Source organism: Terrabacter sp. RAF57 (assembly GCF_052113925.1).
Lineage (GTDB): Bacteria > Actinomycetota > Actinomycetes > Actinomycetales > Dermatophilaceae > Terrabacter.
Map to the genome: position 1 here is coordinate 77629 of NZ_JBFRDT010000002.1, position 18519 is coordinate 96147.

At 71.8% G+C, this 18519-nt stretch carries 17 protein-coding genes; 6 read left to right on the forward strand and 11 right to left on the reverse strand.

Annotated elements, in window-relative coordinates; genetic code table 11:
- Window positions 1-120 precede the first annotated feature (120 nt).
- From AB4Y83_RS02205 to ligA, 3 genes are all read right to left on the reverse strand, one after another.
- Entirely contained in the window at window positions 121-909 is a 789-nt protein-coding gene (locus AB4Y83_RS02205; RefSeq protein ID WP_442295920.1) for an ABC transporter ATP-binding protein, read from the reverse strand.
- Window positions 902-1666, reverse strand: a complete 765-nt coding sequence (locus AB4Y83_RS02210) for an ABC transporter ATP-binding protein (protein ID WP_235508594.1) — start codon at window positions 1664-1666, stop codon at window positions 902-904. Before AB4Y83_RS02210 ends, AB4Y83_RS02205 begins: the two co-directional genes overlap by 8 nt.
- A gap of 256 nt (window positions 1667-1922) precedes the next feature.
- On the reverse strand, window positions 1923-4070 hold the full coding sequence (ligA, locus tag AB4Y83_RS02215) for an NAD-dependent DNA ligase LigA (RefSeq protein WP_442295921.1): 2148 nt from the start codon (window positions 4068-4070) through the stop codon (window positions 1923-1925).
- Between the two features lie 129 nt (window positions 4071-4199).
- Between ligA and AB4Y83_RS02220 the strand changes: the two genes are divergently transcribed.
- A complete protein-coding gene (locus AB4Y83_RS02220) occupies window positions 4200-5711 on the forward strand; it encodes a long-chain-fatty-acid--CoA ligase (RefSeq protein ID WP_442295922.1) in 1512 nt (503 codons plus the stop codon).
- A gap of 158 nt (window positions 5712-5869) precedes the next feature.
- Entirely contained in the window at window positions 5870-7102 is a 1233-nt protein-coding gene (locus AB4Y83_RS02225; RefSeq protein WP_442295923.1) for an Ig-like domain-containing protein, read from the forward strand.
- 88 nt (window positions 7103-7190) lie between these two features.
- Here AB4Y83_RS02225 and AB4Y83_RS02230 read toward each other — a convergent pair whose 3' ends face one another.
- A complete protein-coding gene (locus AB4Y83_RS02230; protein ID WP_442295924.1) occupies window positions 7191-8171 on the reverse strand; it encodes a methionine synthase in 981 nt (326 codons plus the stop codon).
- A gap of 84 nt (window positions 8172-8255) precedes the next feature.
- Between AB4Y83_RS02230 and AB4Y83_RS02235 the strand changes: the two genes are divergently transcribed.
- A complete protein-coding gene (locus tag AB4Y83_RS02235; protein ID WP_442296183.1) occupies window positions 8256-9149 on the forward strand; it encodes a GNAT family N-acetyltransferase in 894 nt (297 codons plus the stop codon).
- Window positions 9150-9162: 13 nt separating this feature from the next.
- Here AB4Y83_RS02235 and mnmA read toward each other — a convergent pair whose 3' ends face one another.
- Together mnmA and AB4Y83_RS02245 are read right to left on the reverse strand one after the other, a co-directional pair.
- A complete protein-coding gene (gene mnmA / locus AB4Y83_RS02240) occupies window positions 9163-10269 on the reverse strand; it encodes a tRNA 2-thiouridine(34) synthase MnmA (protein WP_442274950.1) in 1107 nt (368 codons plus the stop codon).
- The gene (locus tag AB4Y83_RS02245; RefSeq protein ID WP_442295925.1) at window positions 10266-11456 is read right to left on the reverse strand and encodes a cysteine desulfurase family protein; all 1191 of its coding nucleotides are present in this window, start codon (window positions 11454-11456) and stop codon (window positions 10266-10268) included. Before AB4Y83_RS02245 ends, mnmA begins: the two co-directional genes overlap by 4 nt.
- Before the next feature lie 189 nt (window positions 11457-11645).
- Between AB4Y83_RS02245 and AB4Y83_RS02250 the strand changes: the two genes are divergently transcribed.
- A complete protein-coding gene (locus AB4Y83_RS02250; RefSeq protein WP_442295926.1) occupies window positions 11646-13163 on the forward strand; it encodes a S8 family peptidase in 1518 nt (505 codons plus the stop codon).
- Window positions 13164-13238: 75 nt separating this feature from the next.
- On the forward strand, window positions 13239-13712 hold the full coding sequence (locus AB4Y83_RS02255; RefSeq protein ID WP_442274953.1) for a hypothetical protein: 474 nt from the start codon (window positions 13239-13241) through the stop codon (window positions 13710-13712).
- Between the two features lie 92 nt (window positions 13713-13804).
- On the opposite strand, the gene AB4Y83_RS02260 is transcribed toward AB4Y83_RS02255, so the two are convergent.
- Both AB4Y83_RS02260 and AB4Y83_RS02265 read right to left on the reverse strand, forming a co-directional pair.
- Window positions 13805-14761 carry an electron transfer flavoprotein subunit alpha/FixB family protein gene (locus AB4Y83_RS02260; protein WP_442295927.1) on the reverse strand — a complete coding sequence of 319 codons (957 nt, stop codon included), beginning with the start codon at window positions 14759-14761 and terminating at the stop codon, window positions 13805-13807.
- A 41-nt stretch (window positions 14762-14802) separates the two neighbouring features.
- Window positions 14803-15585 carry an electron transfer flavoprotein subunit beta/FixA family protein gene (locus AB4Y83_RS02265; RefSeq protein WP_056770359.1) on the reverse strand — a complete coding sequence of 261 codons (783 nt, stop codon included), beginning with the start codon at window positions 15583-15585 and terminating at the stop codon, window positions 14803-14805.
- A gap of 247 nt (window positions 15586-15832) precedes the next feature.
- Between AB4Y83_RS02265 and AB4Y83_RS02270 the strand changes: the two genes are divergently transcribed.
- Window positions 15833-16630, forward strand: coding sequence for an SDR family oxidoreductase (locus AB4Y83_RS02270; protein WP_442274955.1), 798 nt, complete (start codon window positions 15833-15835; stop codon window positions 16628-16630).
- A gap of 111 nt (window positions 16631-16741) precedes the next feature.
- Here AB4Y83_RS02270 and AB4Y83_RS02275 read toward each other — a convergent pair whose 3' ends face one another.
- From AB4Y83_RS02275 to AB4Y83_RS02285, 3 genes are all read right to left on the reverse strand, one after another.
- Window positions 16742-17089 (reverse strand): hypothetical protein, encoded by a 348-nt coding sequence (locus AB4Y83_RS02275; RefSeq protein WP_442274956.1) that lies wholly within the window; start codon window positions 17087-17089, stop codon window positions 16742-16744.
- Between the two features lie 91 nt (window positions 17090-17180).
- Entirely contained in the window at window positions 17181-17960 is a 780-nt protein-coding gene (locus AB4Y83_RS02280; RefSeq protein ID WP_020142899.1) for an enoyl-CoA hydratase/isomerase family protein, read from the reverse strand.
- On the reverse strand, window positions 17960-18466 hold the full coding sequence (locus AB4Y83_RS02285) for a YbjN domain-containing protein (protein ID WP_020142900.1): 507 nt from the start codon (window positions 18464-18466) through the stop codon (window positions 17960-17962). Before AB4Y83_RS02285 ends, AB4Y83_RS02280 begins: the two co-directional genes overlap by 1 nt.
- Between the last annotated feature and the right edge of the window lie 53 nt (window positions 18467-18519).

An 18519-nucleotide genomic window follows, 5' to 3' on the forward strand; every position in this document is an offset into this window, starting at 1 on the left:
GTGCGGGTGTGACGGGGTGCCACGGTGTGTGCGGTGTGTGCGGTGTGACGAGATGACGCGAGGGCGTCGTGACGACGGAGCCGGTGCGCCCGGGCGACGCGGCCGGGCGACGGGTGGGTGCTACATCCCGAGGTAGGTGAGCAGCTCGCCCTCGCGGGCGCGGAAGTCCTCGTTGTCGAGGTGCTCGACGACCGTCCCCTGCGCGAGCAGGTAGTGCCGGTCGGCGACCGTCGAGGCGAACTTGACGTTCTGCTCGACGAGGAGGACGGCGACCCCCTGGCCCTTGATCTCGCGGATGATCTCGCCGATGCGCTGGACGATGACGGGGGCCAGGCCCTCGCTCGGCTCGTCGAGCAGCAGCAGCCGTGAACCCATCCGCAGCACCCGGGCCATCGCGAGCATCTGCTGCTCGCCGCCCGAGAGCTTCGTCCCGGGGAAGTCGCGGCGTTCGTGGAGCACGGGGAAGAACTCGTAGACCCGCTCGAGCGGCCACGCGTCCGCGTGGACGACCGGCGGGAGCAGGAGGTTCTCGGCGACGGTGAGGCTCGCATAGATGCCGCGGTCGTCGGGGACCCAGCCGATGCCCGCGCGGGCCCGGGCGTCGGCCGACCGCTTGGCGAGGTCGGCGCCGTCCAGGGTCATCGTGCCCTCGATCTGCCGGTGCAGGCCCATGACCGAGCGCAGCAGGGTCGTCTTGCCGGCTCCGTTGCGCCCGACGAGGGTGACGACCTCACCGGGGGCCACGTCGATGCTGACCTCGGTGAGGACGCGGGCCTCGCCGTACCAGGCGGAGAGCCCAGACACCTCGAGCATCCGTGCGGCGTCACGCCCGAGGCTCCTGACCTCCGGCGCACCGGCGCGGTCGGGCGCCGGCTGCTCCGTCGTCGTGGCCGTCGTGTCGTCACTCATGGGCTGCTCCGAGGTATGCCGTGATGACCCGCTCGTCGGCGCGCACCTGCTCGTACGGTCCCTCCGCGAGCACCTGCCCCGACTGGAGCACGGTGACGCGGTCGGCGAGCGATCCGACGACGTGCATGTTGTGGTCGACGAAGACGACGGTCCGGCCTTCGGCGAGCTGCTTGACGAGGGCGATGGTGCGGTCGACGTCCTCGATGCCCATGCCCGCGGTCGGCTCGTCGAGGAGCAGCAGCTTGGGGTCGAGTGCCATGGCGATCGCGAGCTCGAGCGCGCGCTTCTGGCCGTAGGCCAGCGACGAGGCGGGTGCCCCGGCCCGGTCGGCGAGGCCGACCTGCTCGAGCAGCTCCATGGCGCGGTCCTTGAACGTGGCCATGCGGGTGACCGAGCGCCACCACTGCTTGCCCATGCCGGTCGGGCTGGCGAGGGCCAGCTCGAGGTGCTCGCGCAGGGTCATCGCCTCGAAGAGGCTCGTGATCTGGAAGGAGCGCGCGATGCCGAGCGGTGCGATCTGCTCCGGGGCCTTGCCGGTGATGTCCTCACCGTCGAAGAGCACGGCGCCGGACGTCGGGGTCAGGAAGCCGGTGAGCAGGTTGAAGAGCGTGGTCTTGCCCGCACCGTTGGGTCCGACGAGCGCGTGGACGGTGCCGCGGGCGACCGTCAGGTCGACCTCCGAGACGGCCCGGAAGCCACGGAACTCCTTGGTCAGGGCCCTGGTCTCGAGCAACGGGGTACCCGTCAAGACCTGCACCTCCTCGTGCGTCGCGCTCGGGTGAGCGTGGTGTCGGGCCGCGCCGGTCGGTGTGACGGGCGGGCGACGACTCCGGAAATCCGGGAAACTTCGGCAAAGCCTAGGAGGGCTGCACGCCGAAAGGACGGTGGGGACCCACACACCTGACACGGTTCTGTGGGCTCGCGACACATGCGAGCCAGCCTCCGACCGGGCGGTCGCTGGTGCGGTCACCTGGGCTCGACGGGTGCGATCAGGTCCGACGGGGTCGGACGGGTCAGTCGGCCGCGCCCGTCTCGAGCAGGCGGCGGAAGCCGTCCTCGTCGAGGATCGTCAGCCCCAGCTCCTCGGCCTTGGCCGCCTTGGAGCCCGCGTTGGCGCCGATGACGACGAAGTCGGTCTTCTTCGACACCGAGCCGGAGGCCTTGCCGCCTCGGCTGATGATGGCTTCCTTCGTCTCGTCACGGGAGAAGCCCTCGAGCGAGCCGGTGACGACGACGGTCTTGCCCTCGAGCGTCCGCTCGATGGATTCGTCGACCTCGTCGGCCATCCGGACGCCGGCATCGCCCCACTTGCGCACGATCTCCTGGTGCCAGTCGACCTCGAACCACGCGGTGACGGCCTCGGCGATGACCCCGCCGACACCCTCGGCCTGGGCGAGCTCCTCGGTCGACGCCGACCGGATCGCCTCCATCGAGCCGAAGTGGGTGGCCAGCGCCCGGGCCGCCGTGGGTCCCACGTGCCGGATGGAGAGGGCCACGACGACGCGCCACAGCGGCTGGGTCTTGGCCTTCTCGAGCTCGGCGAGCAGCTTGTCGCCACCCGCAGAGAGCACGCGCCCGTCGAGGACGGCCTCGTCCGGGTCGGTCTTCTTGGCGGCCCTCGTGTAGAGCGGGACCTGCGCGAGCTTCTCGCGGGTGAGGCCGTACTCCCCCGCGTGGGGGCTGTCGGGGGCCAGCGCGAAGAGGTCGCCCTCGTCGGTGATGACGCCCGACTCGAGCAGGGCGATCGAGCCCTCCCAGCCGAGGGCCTCGATGTCGAGACCGCCGCGTGCGGCGAGAGCGAAGACCCGCTCGCGCAGCTGGCTCGGGCACGAACGTGTGTTGGGGCAGCGGATGTCCTTGTCGCCCTCCTTCTCGGGGGCGAGCGGCGTGCCGCAGGCGGGGCAGTCGGTCGGCATGACGAAGGCGTGCTCGCTGCCGTCGCGCAGGTCGACGACGGGGCCGACGATCTCGGGGATGACGTCGCCCGCCTTGCGCAGCACGACCGTGTCGCCGATGAGCACACCCTTGCGCTCGACCTCGTACGCGTTGTGCAGCGTCGCCTGCTCGACCGTGGAGCCGGCGACCACGACAGGCTCCATGACGCCGTACGGGGTCACCCGGCCCGTGCGCCCGACGTTGACCCGGATGTCGAGGAGCCTGGTGTTGACCTCCTCGGGCGGGTACTTGAAGGCGATGGCCCACCGCGGCGCCCTCGACGTGGCGCCCAGCTGGCGCTGGAGGGCCACCTCGTCGACCTTGACGACGATGCCGTCGATGTCGTGGGCCCGGTCGTGGCGGTGCTCGCCGTGGAAGGTCACGAACTCCTGCACGGCCGCGATGTCGGGCAGGACGCGCACCTCGTCGGAGGTGGGCAGACCCCAGGCGCGGAGGGCGGCATACCCCTCGCTCTGGCGCTCGATGTCGAAGCCGCGGCGCGCTCCGATGCCGTGGACGAGCATGCGCAGCGGCCGGGTGGCGGTGACCTTGGGGTCCTTCTGGCGCAGCGAGCCGGCAGCGGCGTTGCGGGGGTTGGCGAAGGGGGCCTTGCCCGCCTCGACGAGGCCCGCGTTGAGGTCGGCGAACGCCGCCGTCGGGAAGAACACCTCCCCGCGGATCTCGACGAGGTCGGGCACGTCGTCGCCCGCGAGCCGCTCGGGGATGCCCTCGATGGTGCGGACGTTGTGGGTGACGTCCTCGCCGGTGCGGCCGTCGCCGCGGGTCAGGGCGCGCACGAGACGGCCCTTCTCGTAGAGCAGGTTGATGGCGAGGCCGTCGATCTTCAGCTCGGTCAGGAAGTGGGCGCCGTCGCCGACCTCGCGCTCGACGCGCTCGGCCCACGTCTGCAGCTCCTCGAAGGAGAAGGCGTTGTCGAGGCTCAGCATGCGCTCGACGTGGTCGACCGTCTCGAAGCCGGTCGCGAACGACGCACCCCCGACGTTCTGGGTCGGGCTCTCGGGCGTGCGCAGCGAGGGGTGCTCGTCCTCGATGGCGTTGAGCCGGCGGATCAGCGCGTCGTACTCACCGTCGCTGATGGTCGGCGCATCCTTGACGTGGTAGGCGAACTGGGCCGCCGCGGCCTGCTCGGCGAGCTCGGCCCACTCCTGGTGGACCTCGGTCGGGACGTCGTCGGTGACGGGCGTGGGGCCGCTGCTCTCGCTCACGCGCTCATCCTGCCAGCCGGCTCCGACGGTCACCCGCCCGATGACACTCCTCACGTGGCGGCGGGTCTGTTCACCGGGCGACCCAGCAGTGACAATGGGCCCGAGCCCGCCCCCTGCGAAGGAGCAGAGATGACCAACCTCGCCGCCAACCTCACCGCCACCGCGGCACGCGTCCCCGACAAGGTGGGCATCAAGCTCGACCGGGTCGAGCTGTCGTGGTCGGCGCTGCACCGCGCGGCGGCGGCCGTGGCCGGCCAGCTGCGTGCGGCTGGACTCGAGCCCGGCGACCGGGTGTCACTCATCCTCCCCAACGTGCCGGCATACCCCGTCGCCTTCTACGGCACCCTGCTCGCGGGCGGCGTCGTCGTGCCGATGAACCCGCTGCTCAAGTCGGGCGAGATCCAGTACTTCTACGAGGACAGCGGAGCCCGCTTCAGCTTCGTGTGGCCGGACTTCGCCGACGAGGCCGGGAAGGCTGCGGCCGAGACCGGGACCCGGCTGGTCGTGTGCGGTCCGATGGGGCCGGCCGACGGCCAGTTCGACGCGTCCGAGACGGCGGGCGCCCCGGTGCTCGAGCCGGTCGAGCGCGCCGACGACGACACCGCCGTGATCCTCTACACGAGCGGCACCACCGGCAAGCCCAAGGGCGCCGAGCTGACGCACTTCAACCTCCACCGCAACGCGGAGCGCTCGGCCACCGACATCATGGAGATCACCGAGGACGACGTCATCATGGGCTGCCTGCCCCTCTTCCACGTCTTCGGCCTCACGTGCGGGCTCAACACGTCGGTCCAACGCGGCGCCACCCTGACGCTCATCCCCCGGTTCGACCCGGCCAAGGCCATCGAGGTCCTCGGCCGAGACCACGTGACGATCTTCCAGGGCGTCCCGACGATGTATGCCGCGATCCTCAACCACCCGAACGCCGACGAGGCCGACACGAGCAGCCTGCGCACGTGCGCCTCGGGCGGCTCGGCGATGCCCGAGGCCGTGATGAAGGCGTTCGAGGAGAAGTTCCACTGCCAGATCCTCGAGGGCTACGGCCTGTCCGAGACCTCCCCGGTCGCCTCGTTCAACATGCCCGACAAGCCGACGAAGCCGGGCACCATCGGCCGGGCCATCCCGGGCTGCGAGATGAAGCTCGTCGACCTCGAGGGCAACGACACCCCGGCGGGCGAGATCGGCGAGATCGCGATCCGCGGCGAGAACATCATGAAGGGCTACTGGAACCGGCCCGAGGCCACGAAGGAGGCCATCCCCGACGGGTGGTTCCGCTCGGGCGACCTCGCCACCGTCGACGACGAGGGCTACTACACGATCGTGGACCGCAAGAAGGACATGATCATCCGCGGCGGCTTGAACGTCTACCCGCGGGAGGTCGAGGAGGTCCTCTACACGCACCCCGACGTGCTCGAGGCCGCGGTCGTGGGTGTCCCCGACGACCTCATGGGCGAGGAGGTCGGTGCCGCCGTGGTGCTGCGGCCCGGCTCGACGGCGACGCTCGAGGACGTCCAGACGTTCGTCAAGGAGCGCCTGGCGGCCTACAAGTATCCCCGCCGCATCTGGTCGCTCGACGAGCTGCCGAAGGGTCCCACCGGCAAGATCCTGCGTCGCGAGGTGCGTCCGCGGACCACGTCCTGACGCGCCGCCCGACCCTGCGACACGCAGGAGTTTGGACTCGCCGTACGTTTTGGCGTATTGCGCCGGATCGGTGACACTGGAGCAGGGTCACTATCGACGTGCCGCACCCCGTCCCGCCCTGGGACGCCCGGCGTCACGTCTGCGAAGGGTATTCACGCGTGAAGTTGAGCATCCGTTCCGCCGCAGTCTCGGGGATGGCCGTCCTGGCCATGCTCGGCGTCACGGCCTGCAATGCAACTGCCACGGCCGAGAACGGCAAGCCCGCGGGCACCTCCTCGGCGACCGCTGGTGGCACGACGTCGGCGGCACCCACGCCGACCACCGACCCGGTGGTCTTCAAGACGACCCCGGGCGACGAGTCCGAGGACGTGTCCGTCGACACGCGGGTCACCGCCTCGGCCGAGAAGGGCACGCTCAAGAAGGCCTCGCTCTCGTACAAGAGCAAGAAGGGCAACCGCATCCCCGTCGACGGCACCCTCGACGGCGGCACGTGGACCGCGTCCGACCTGCTCGAGCCCGGCGTCAAGTACACCCTCGACCTCACGGCCGAGGACTCCGACGGCAAGACCACCGAGTCGACGCAGACGTTCCGCACCGCGAACCTCACGCTCGACGACCAGGTCTACGTCGCCGTCTCCCCGCGTGACGGGGGCACCGTCGGCATCGGCATGCCGGTCGTCGCCCGCTTCGACCTCCCGGTCGTCGACAAGGCGAGCTTCGAGAAGCACATGAAGGTGACCTCGACCCCCGCCCAGGCCGGCTCCTGGTACTGGCTCAGCTCGCGCGAGGCGCACTGGCGTCCCAAGACGTACTGGAAGGCCGGCACCAAGGTGCACGTCGAGGCCAACCTCAACGGCGTCCCCGCCGGCGGCAACCGCTACGGACAGATGAGCCGGACCTCCGACTTCACCATCGGGCGTGCCGTCGTGGCCAAGGYCAACCTCAAGACGGACAAGCTGGACCTCTTCATCAACGGCAAGTGGACCAAGCGCATCCCCGTCACGGGTGGTCGTCCCGGCTTCGTCACCCGCTCGGGCGTCAAGGTCATCATGGACAAGCAGACCAACATCACGATGCGTGCAGAGACCATCGGCCTGAAGAAGGACGACCCCAACTACTACGCCGACACCCCGGTGAAGTACGCCATGCGCGTCACGAACTCGGGCGAGTTCCTCCACACGGCCCCGTGGTCGGTCGCCGACCAGGGCAAGCGCAACGTCAGCCACGGCTGCACGGGCATGAGCGACGCCAACGGCCAGTGGCTCTTCGGCCAGATGCAGATCGGCGACGTCGTCGAGACGACCGGCACCAGCCGTCCGATGACGATGGGCAACGGCTACTCGGACTGGAACCTCAGCTGGGCCAAGTGGACCGCGGGCTCCGCGCTCTGAGCTGACCACCGAGCTCACCGAGCAGAGGCCGGCCACCCTTCGGGGTGGCCGGCCTCTGCCGTTCAGGACGGGGAGCCGCCGGGGACGGTCAGCCGGCGCTGCGCTCCTCGAGCTCGCGGGCGGTCTCCACGGCTGCCCGCTGCACGGCCCTCGCGACCTCCGGTGAGGCAGTGGCCAGGCCGCACGCTGGCGTCACGACGACGTCCGCGAGCGACCGGAGCGGGAGGCCGGTCCGCGTCCACGCCCCGACGAGGTCGGCGGCCAGGTCCTGCGGTCGCGTCCGGCTCCCGTCGGTGGGCACGACGCCGGCATGGAGGCGTATGCCGTCCTCGACCGCGACGGCCACGCCCTCCCACTCGCGGGGGCGCAGCAGGGAGGTGTCGAGCGACAACGCGGTCGGCACGGTGGCGCGCAGGAGTGGCAGGGGTGGGCTGGCCGCACAGCAGTGCACGACCGTCTCGCCGTCGTGTGCCCGGAGCACCGTCGTCAGGCCAGCCGCGGCGACCTGGGGGTCGAGGCTCGGCAGGCGACCGAACCCCGACGAGGTCGGTAGCCGGCCGGCGAGCACAGTCGGCAGGCTGGGCTCGTCCACCTGGAGCACGATCCGCGCCCCGGGGACGAGGCTGCGCACGGCGGCGACGTGGACGCGTACGCCCTCGGCGAGCGACTCGACGAGGTCACGGCTGGCGCCGTCGTCGACGATGACGCGCTCGCCGCGCGAGAGCCACACGTTGGCGGCGAGGGTCCACGGCCCGACGACCTGGAGCTTGAGTGGGCCGGTGTGCCCGTCGTAGGCCTCGGCGAGCTCGTCGAGGTCCTCGCGGAGCATCGCCGCCGTGCGTGACGCGTCGCGTCCGGGGCGGTCGACGAGCCGCCACCCGACGGGCTGGAGGTCGACGGGCAGCTCGACGAGCAGGCCTGCCGTGCGCCCGACCATGTCGGCTCCCGGCCCCCGTGCGGGCAGCTCGGGGAGGTAGGGCGCGTGGCCGTCCAGGATCTCGCGCACCTGCCGCACCGCGTCGCGCACCGAGGTGCCGGGCCAGGAGCCGATGCCGGAAGCGAGAGTCACCGCGCCAGCCTAGGCGCACCCGGAACGGGCCCCGCACCGCGAGGTGTGGTCGACGCCCCACCGGAGTCCGACGGCAGTAGCGTGATGCCGGTGCGCCGCCATGACTTCTCGGGACCCGCAGACCTGCGGGCGATGCAGGGCCTCGCCTCGCGGCTCTGGACACCCACCTCCCGCTTCCACCCCGGTCAGCTCGCGTGGAGCCGCTACTACCGGCCGGTCGACCCGATGGGTCTCGACGACGACGAGGCCATCGCTCTCTGGACCGACGGCGGCGAGGTCGTCGGCTTCGGCTGGGCCGAGGCACCGGACTGGTTCGAGCTCCAGGTCGACCCCGCGCGGCCCGACGTCGCCGCGGAGGTCGTCGACTGGTTCGAGGAGGTGAGCGACGCAGAGACGCAGTCGGCCCTCGTCATGGAGGGAGATGTCGCCGAGCAGGCCCTCACCGCAGCAGGATTCGAGCCGCACGCGGACGAGCCCTTCTTCACGCACCACGAGCTCGACCTCGCCGAACTACCGCCGGTGCCGGACGTCCCGCGCTACACCTTCCGTCACATCGAGCCGCACGAGGCCCGCTCCCGCGCTGCCGTCCACGCCGCCTCGTGGTCCGACGTGGGCCCGTCGAAGGTCGACGAGCGGGCCTACGAGCAGCTCATGGGCGCGTGGCCCTACCGCCACGACCTCGACTGGGTCGCCGTCGACGCCGACGACACCATGGTGGCCTCGGCCCTCGTGTGGCTCGACCCGGCCCACGGCGCGGGTCTCGTCGAGCCGGTGGGGTGCGTGCCCGAGCACCGCGGTCGCGGACTCGCAGGAGCCGTGACGCTCGCCGCCCTGCACCGGCTCGCCGAGGTGGGCGCCTCTGTCGCACAGGTGAGCCCGCGCGGCGACGACGACTACCCGGGTCCCCAGCGGCTCTACCGCGCCCTGGGCTTCCGACCGCGCGCCCGCACCGTCACGTGGCGCCGCTCGCTGGACTGAGGTCGCCTCCCGGCTACCCGACGGGGGTTCGCTCCAGCCGAGAGGCGGAGATCGTGGCCGAGCCGACGACCCGCGTGCCCTCGTAGAGCACGACGGACTGTCCCGGCGCGACGCCACGCACGCGGCCCTCGAGCCGCACCTCGACGCGGTCGCCATCGGCCCAGGCCGTCGCGGCATACTCCTCGCCGTGCGCACGCACCTGCGCGCCGACGTGCACGACGCCCTGCGGCGCCGGACCGCACCAGCGGGCATGGTCGCCGGTGATCGCGTTGACGCCGAGCAGGTCGGCGGCGCCGACGACCACCTGGTTGGTCTCGGTGCGGACCTCGACGACGTAGCGCGGCTCGCCGTCGGCAGCGGGCCGCGAGAGGGCGAGCCCGCGGCGCTGTCCGACCGTGTAGGCGAAGGCCCCGGCGTGCTGGCCCACGACCTCACCGGACGTGTCGACGATGTCTCCGGGGGCCTCGCCGAGCTCGCGCGTCAGCCACCCCTTGGTGTCGCCGTCGGCGATGAAGCAGATGTCGTGGCTGTCGGGCTTCCTGGCGATGAAGAAGCCCCGCTCGGCCGCCTCCTCGCGGATCCGCGGCTTGGTCGTGTCACCGAGCGGGAAGAACGACCGGGCCAGCTGGTCGGCGTCGAGCACGCCGAGGACGTAGCTCTGGTCCTTGGCCATGTCGACGGCGCGGTGCAGCTCGCGCCGCACTCCCCCGTGCCCGTCGTCGGTCTCGACGACCTGGGCGTAGTGACCCGTGGCCACGGCATCGAAGCCGAGGGCCAGCGCCTTGTCGAGCAGGGCGGCGAACTTGATCTTCTCGTTGCAGCGCAGGCACGGGTTGGGCGTGCGCCCGGCAGCGTACTCGGCGCGGAAGTCGTCGACGACGTCGCGCTTGAAGCGGGCCGCCATGTCCCAGACGTAGAAGGGGATCCCGAGCACGTCGGCCACTCGACGGGCGTCGCCGGCGTCCTCGATGGTGCAGCAGCCGCGCGCCGACTCGCGCAGCGTCGCCGCGCTCTGGCTCAGGGCGAGGTGGACGCCGACGACCTCGTGACCGGCGTCGAGCATGCGGGCGGCGGCGACCGCCGAGTCGACGCCGCCGCTCATCGCCGCCACGACCCTCACGACGCGGTCGCCTCCCGCGCGCGGCGAGCGCGCTCGATGGCAGCGGGCAGTGCGTCGACGAACGTGTCGACGTCAGCCTGGGTCGAGGTGTGCCCGAGCGTCAGGCGCAGGGCGCCCCGGGCGTCGCTCTCGGCGACCCCCATCGCGAGCAGCACGTGGCTGGGCTGGGGCACGCCGGCCTGGCACGCCGAACCCGTCGAGCAGGAGACCCCTGCAGCGTCGAGCAGGTAGAGCAGGGAGTCACCGTCGCACCCGGGCACGAGCAGGTGCACGTTGCCGGGGAGCCGGCTCACGCCGTCGCCGCGGCGCCAGACCCCGGACGGCCGGATGTCCGGGGCGATCGCCATGGCGCGCTCGATGAGCTCGTCGCGCAGCGCGACGAGGCGCGCCGACTCGGCCTCGATCGAGGCCGTGGCCTCGGTGAGCGCGGTGGCGAAGCCGACGATGGCGGGGGTGTCGAGGGTGCCGGACCGCACCTGCCGCTCCTGCCCGCCGCCGTGCGTCAGCGGGACGAGCTTCGCGTCACGGCGCAGCACGAGGGCGCCGACGCCGATGGGACCGCCGAGCTTGTGTGCGGTCACCGACATGAGGTCGGCCCCGCTCGCCTCGAAGTCGACGGCCAGGTGCCCGGCCGCCTGCACGGCGTCGGTGTGGAACGGCACCCCGAACTCGTGAGCGACGTCGGCGATGGCACGGACGTCCTGGACGGCCCCGACCTCGTTGTTGGCCCACATCACCGAGACGAGGGCGACAGAGTCGGGGTCGGACTCGATGGCGGCGCGCACGGTCGCGGGCTCGACGACACCCTCGGGCGTGCAGTCGAGCCACGTCACCTTGGCACCCTCGTGCGCGACGAGGAAGTCGACGCAGTCGAGCACGGCGTGGTGCTCGGTCGCGCCGACGAGGAGGCGCACCCGCGCCGGGTCGCGATCCCGGCGGGACCAGTACGTGCCCTTGACGGCGAGGTTGTCCGACTCCGTGCCACCGGAGGTGAAGACGATCTCGGAGGGTCGCGCACCGAGGCAGCGGGCGATCCTCTCGCGCGACTCCTCGACGGCCCGGCGCGCGGCGCGACCCGTGCGGTGCAGGGACGAGGCGTTGCCCACGACCGCCAGCTGCTCCGTCATCGCCGCGAGGGCGGCGGGGAGCATCGGCGTGGTCGCCGCATGGTCGAGATAGGCAGTCACCCACCGATTCTAGGACGCCCGGACACCCCGGCCGGACGGCCGCAGGACGAGGCGTCCACCCACTCCCGTGGGCGATGGCGTATGCCGTCCCGCCGGCTACCCGTGCGTAACCTCACACCGCGCCCCCTCGTTGGCCAGTCACGTCGCCACCCTCCACTGACGTGGGGTGGCCCAGCAGAGAGGGATCTCATGCGATTGACCGCCTCACGCCGCCTCCGTCTCGGAGCGGTCACCCTGGCAGCAGCCACCGCCCTGACCTCGACCACCGCCGCCGCCGCGGCGCCGGCCTCGTCCGGTCCGCAGTCCGCGCCGTCCGGCGTCGCTGCCGGCCTGCTGGGCACCGGCCAGGCCCGCGCACCGCTGTCGACGTGGCTCGGGCAGCACTGGTCGACCCTGTCCGCCGTCACGCCGACGACGGTGCTCGTCCACGCGACGGACATCGGGGCCGCACGCCGGGCCGCCGCCGCGTCCGGGCTCACGGTCCGCGACACCTACGACAAGATCGGTGTCGTCGTCGCGGCCGGGCTCCCCGTGCAGATCGACGCCGTGCGCTCCGTCCCCGGCGTCACGTACGTCGAGGGCAACCAGCCCATCGACATGTTCCTGTCGACGTCCAACACCGCCACCCGCGGCTCCGAGGCCCGGGCGACCCTCACGGGGGCGAACGGCACGGCCCTCGACGGCTCCGGTGTCAGCGTGGCCGTCATTGACTCCGGCGTCGACCCGACGCACCCGTTCCTCCAGAACGCCGACGGCACCTCTGCCGTCGTCAAGAACCTCAAGATGGTGTGCGATCCGCTCGAGCCGCTCCCCTGCCAGCCCGTCGACGCCGCCAGCCTCAACACCGACCTGCTCGCCGCAGGCGGTCACGGCATGCACGTCTCCGGCATCGTCGCCGGGCGCGACGTCACCCTGTCCGACGGCACGAAGATGCACGGGGCCGCCCCCGGCGCGAGCATCGTCAGCCTGAGCACGGGCGCCGTGCTGCTCATCGTCGGCGCCGACTCGGCGCTCAACTGGGTCCTCGAGCATCACGCCGCGCCCTGCGGCGCGGGCGTCCCGGCCAGCACCTGCCCGCCGATCAAGGTCACGAGCAACTCCTACGGACCGACGGGCGGCGGCGAGTTCGACCCGAACTCGGCGACGGTCAAGCTCCAGCGCGCGCTCGTCGGCGAGGGCGTCGTCTCGGTCTGGGCCAACGGCAACGACGGCGGCGACGGGTCCGCCAACCTCTCCAACCCTCCCGGCCAGGACCCGACGGGCGGCATCATCTCCGTCGCGTCGTACAACGACCAGGACACCGGCACCCGGGGCGGCACGGTCAGCGACTTCAGCTCGCGCGGCCGCTCGGGCCAGTTCGCCACCTACCCCGACATCTCGGCGCCGGGTGAGGGCATCACGTCGTCGTGCCGCATCTACCTGCCGATCTGCACGACGGGCGGCGACCCGCGCAACAACGGCGACTACAACACGATCAGCGGCACCTCGATGGCGACGCCGCACATCTCGGGCATCGTCGCCCAGCTCTTCCAGGCCAACCCGAGCGCGACGCCGGCCCAGGTCGAGGCCGCCATCAAGTCGACGGCCTCGAAGTACGCCGACGGAGCCGCCTACGTCAGCGATCCGGCCGGCAACGGCACGACGTCGTTCGACAAGGGTCACGGCCTCGTCGACGTCGTGGCGGCGGCCACCGCGATCCGTCCCTGACGCCGGGGGCACCCAGCACCACACGCATCACCCGTCCACCCCACCCGTGGGGCCGGTCTGCCTATGATCGGCCCCATGGGTGGCAGGCACGAGGGCACCGGCGGCAGCCGGCTGCGCGCGCCCACCGGCCACCGGGCCGTCGCGGCCCTGGCCTCTCCTGCCATCGGCTACTTCGTGGCGCGCCTGCTCGTGCGCCTCGTCCCGTCGCTGCCCGCGACGATGACGTATGCCGTGTGCCTGGCCCTCGCGCTCGCCCTCGCCTGGCGGGCGTGGTCGGCCCGCATCGACCTCGGGACGAAGCGCCTGCGCGTGCACAACACCCTCATGACGACGACGATCGACCGGCGCGACGTACGGCGCGTGTCGTCGAGCGGACGGCTCGAGTGGCGTCACGGGGCGGGCCGACCGGTGCGCCTGCCGTCGGAGGCGCTGCGCGGTGGGTGGTGGACCCTCGGGACGGGGCGTTCGGCATACGCCTTCAACCGGCAGCGGCTCGAGAGCTGGATCCGGCTGTCGTCTCGGGTCGACCTCGACTCCGAGGCGGCCTGAGGGTCGGCCTCGTGCTCGCACGACGGCGGCCCCGACCTTCGCGGTCGGGGGCCGCCGCCGAGCGGCGTCGGGCACTCGGCCCGACGGGGCGGTCAGTCCTTGGCGCCCGTGATCGCCTCGGTCGCCTGCGGGAGGACGTTGAAGAGGTCGCCCACCACGCCGAAGTCGACGAGCTCGAAGATCGGGGCCTCGTTGTCCTTGTTGACGGCCACGATCGTCTTGGACGTCTGCATGCCGGCGCGGTGCTGGATGGCACCGGAGATGCCGCACGCGACGTAGAGCTGCGGGCTCACCTGCTTGCCGGTCTGGCCGACCTGCGACGTGTGGGGGTACCACCCGGCGTCGACCGCGGCACGCGAGGCACCGACGGCGGCACCGAGCGAGTCGGCGAAGTCCTCGACCTTGGAGAAGTCGCCGCCGGTGCCACGTCCACCGGAGACGACGATGGCGGCCTCGGTCAGCTCGGGGCGGCCGGTGGCCTGCTTCGGCTTGGACTCGGTGATCTTCGCGCCCTTGGCGGCGTCGGACGGGCTGAAGTCGACGACCTCGTCGGCGGCCGCACCCGCGACCTCCTCGGGGGTGGCCGAGTTGGGCTTCACGGCGACGATGGGCGTGCCCTTCGTGACGGTGGCCGACACGGTGTAGGAGCCGGCGAAGACCGACTGCGTCGTCGCGACGCCACCGTCGGCGGCCTGGACGTCGACGGCGTCGGTGATGAGGCCCGACTCGGTCTTGACGGCGAGGCGGGCGGCGATCTCCTTGCCCTCCGGCGAGGACGGCACGAGGACCGCGGCCGGGGACGTCGAGGAGACGAGCTGGGCGAGCAGCTCGGCCTGGGGGACGACGAGGTGATCGAGCACCTCGGGCGACTCGACGCGGTAGATCTTCTCGGCGCCGAAGCGGGCGAGGGTCTCCTTGGCGGCATCGAAACCGGGGCCGACGAAGACGGCGGACGGCTCGCCGAGGCGGCGGGCGATCGTCAGCAGCTCGGACGTGGTCTTGCGGACCTTGCCCTCGACGTGGTCGACGAGCACGAGTACTTCAGCCATGGTGCGGATCTCCTTTGCTGGCTGGGAAGGTCAGGGGCAGGTCAGACGAACTTGCGCTCGGTGAGGAACGCGGCGAGCTTGCTGCCGCCGTCGCCCTCGTCGGCGACGATCTCGCCCTGCGAGCGCGGCGGACGGGCGGCGAAGGACTCGACCTTCGTCCACGCGGCGTCGAGGCCGACCTGCGCGGCGTCCACGCCGAGGTCGGCGAGGCTCCACTGCTCGACGGGCTTCTTCTTCGCGGCCATGATCCCCTTGAACGAGGGGTAGCGCGGCTCGTTGATCTGGTCGGTGACCGACACGAGCGCCGGCAGCGTGGCCGTGATCGTCTGGGTGGAGGCGTCGCCGTCGCGGCGGATCGTCGCCGTGGTGCCCTCGACGGTCAGCTCGGACGCGAACGTCACGGCCGGCAGGCCGAGCCGCTCGGCGAGCATCGCGGGCACGACACCCATGGTGCCGTCGGTCGAGGCCATGCCGGTGACGACGAGGTCGACGTCCCCGATCTTCTTGATGGCCTCGGCGAGGACGAGCGAGGTCGCGATGGCGTCGGAGCCGTGGATGGCGTCGTCGTTGACGTGCACACCCTTGTCGGCGCCCATCTGCAGAGCCTTCTTGATGGCGTCGGCGGCGGCGTCGGGGCCCACCGTCAGGACGGTGACCTCACCCTCGCCGGCCTCGACGATCTTGAGGGCCTCCTCGACCGCGTACTCGTCGAGCTCCGACAGCAGGCCGTCGACGTTCTCGCGGTCGGTCGTGTTGTCAGATGCGTTGAACGTGCGCTCGGCCTGGGCGTCCGGCACGTACTTGACACAGACGACGATGTTCATGGGTGAACGTCCTCTTCCGTTGCTGGTGGTGGTGCTCATGGAACTGCCGGAGGTCGCTCCGGCACTGCCGTCCATCCTCTCACTGAGCGCCCGCTCAGTCCGCACGGCTCTGGCGTGACGCTCACCACCAGACCCCTGGGGTATGCCGTCCCCTGTCGTCCGCGCGCACGCGGCGGGCCTGCCGGCAGGGCTGGGACGAGGCAAAACCGGTTGTCGAGGGTTGTCCGAACTGCGGAGGATGGGCGCCATGTCGTCCGCCTCCCCCGTCCCGTCCACGCGCCCCCGGGTCGCCCTCGTCACCGGGGTCGGCAGGCGTCGCTCGATCGGCTCCGAGCTCGCCCTCGGACTCGCCGCGGACGGCTGGGACCTCGCCCTCGGGCACTGGCAGCCCTACGACGAGCGGCTGGGCTACGAGCGCGGCACCGACGACCCGGCGGCCGTCGCCGACGAGTGCCGAGCCCTGGGTAGCCGCGTCGAGCTCCTGCCCGGCGACCTCTCGGACCCGGCCGTCCCCGAGGCCCTCGTCGCCACGGCGACGGAGCGACTCGGACCGGTGACCGGCCTCGTCATGTCGCACTGCGAGTCGGTCGACAGCGGGATCCTCACGACCTCGCTCGAGAGCTGGGAGCGGCACTACGCCGTCAACGCCCGCGCCACGTGGCTCCTCATCCGGGCGTTCGCCGAGCGGCTCCCCGAGCAGGCGGCGGGTGGACCCGCGGCCGCTCACGTCGTGGCCCTGACGAGCGACCACACGGCCCACAACCTGCCCTACGGCTCGAGCAAGGGTGCCCTCGACCGCATCGTCATCGCGGCGGCCCTCGAGCTGGCGGACCGCGGGGTGCGGGCCAACGTCATCAACCCCGGTCCGATCGACACGGGCTGGATGGACGACCGGATCCGGGCGCTCGGCACCGCCGACACCCCGGCCGGCCGGCTCGGCACGCCGCGCGACACGGCCGACCTCGTGCGCTTCCTGCTCTCGGAGCAGGGCGGCTGGATCAACGGCCAGCTGCTCCTCAGCAACGGCGGCTTCAAGACCTCCTGAGGCGATCGCGCCACGGCGCAGTTCCGACCCCGATCCGGCCCGGCCGCGACCAGAACCGCGCCACGGCCCCCAAACCGTCGGGGGCAGCACCGCGACGGGGGCCGGCGCTGGTCAGGCCGGGTCGACGTCGGCGGTCTCGAGGACGTGGAAGGCCGGCTCCTCGTAGGGATGCGCGGCCCGGAGCGCGGCGACGACGTCGGCCCGCAGCCGCCGCTCGAGGACGAGCTCGACGCGGTTCTCGGCGACCTTCTCGAGATCCCCGACGACTCCGATCGTCGGGGTCGCGCCCTCGACCGGCCGGAACTGTCCCGTGCCGCGGGCGACGAAGGCGCACTCGCGATAGTCGCCGACCGCCCCGGCCCCGGCGGCGAAGAGCGCCCGGAGCACTGCATCGGTGTCGCCGACGGGGACGTAGACGACGAGGACGTCGAGCGGACCGCGGCCCGGCACAGCGGTCACGGCAAGTTCCTCCCGAGCTCCCGGAGATGCCCGAGGCGGACCCACCGGCACGGGCGCCGCGGGTCCGCCTCGAGCGGCGTACGGGTGAGGGTCATCGACCCTCGAACTGCGCCTTGCCCGGGCCGTGCTCGACGAACGAGGACATGCCGATCTCCCGGTCCTTCGTCGCGAAGAGGGAGGCGAAGAGCAGGCGCTCGATCTCCAGCCCGGTCTCGAGGTCGACCTCGAGACCACGGTCGATGGCCTCCTTGGCGGCGCGGACGGCATACGACGCGGCGCCGACGAAGGTCGAGGCCCACTCACGCGAGGCGGTGTAGACGTCGGCGGCCGGCACGACCTTGTCGGCGAGGCCGATGGCGAGCGCCTCCTGGGCGTCGACGAAGCGGCCGCTGAAGATGATCTCCTTGGCGCGCGAGGCTCCGACGAGACGCGAGAGGCGCTGCGTGCCGCCGGCGCCCGGGATGATGCCGAGGAGGATCTCGGGCTGGCCGAGCTTCGCGTCGTCGGCGACGACCCGGAAATCGCACGCGAGCGCCAGCTCGCAGCCTCCACCGAGCGCATACCCGGTGATCGCGGCGATGACCGGCTTGGGGATGCGCGCCACGGCGCTGATCGAGCTCATGAGCGGACCAGAGCGCTCGACCATGTCGGTGTACGACATCGTCTGCATCTCCTTGATGTCCGCCCCGGCGGCGAAGACCCGCTCACCGCCGTAGACGATGACCGCCTTGACGTCAGTGCGCGCGGTCGCCTCGGCGGCGGCCTCGCGGATCTCCTCCTGGACCTGGACGTTGAGGGCGTTCATCTTCGGCCGGTCGAGACGGATCGTGCCGACGCCGTCCTCGACCTCGAGCCGGACGAACTCACCCATCAGGCGTCGCCGGGAGCGGGCGCGTCGTCCATCGGCAGCCAGGACTGGAAGAAGAAGCCGACGCTCTGGAGGATGTGGTTGACCGACAGCGGCACGAGGATGTCGAGGTCGGCGTTCGGGGTCACGACGTGCTCGGCCGAGACAACGAGGCTCTCCTGGACGAGGGAGAGCTTGACGATGTTGAGCTGCATCGTCAGGTCGTTGCAGCGGGCGAGGCGCTCGTTGCGGTCGGACGAGACGGGCTCGGCGAGCTGCCACTGGCCGAAGAAGCGGACGAGGGCGAGGTCGCCCTCGGCGATGCGGGCGAAGAGGGTCGTGCTGGTGCCCTGGTCGTCGACGATGGCGAACTCGAGGTCGCCGTCTCCGTCGATGCTCGCCTCGATGCCGAGGCCCTTGAGCACGTCGAGGATGCGGTCACGCACGGGCGCGTCACTGACAGGGGCTCCGTTGGGGCCGGCGTCGGGCGCGCTCGGCATGAAGTTGGGCAGCGAAGTCGGATCGGTCATGCGCCAACCGTAACGAGCCTGCGCGACGAGGTCGATCCGGCCCGGGGGTGCGA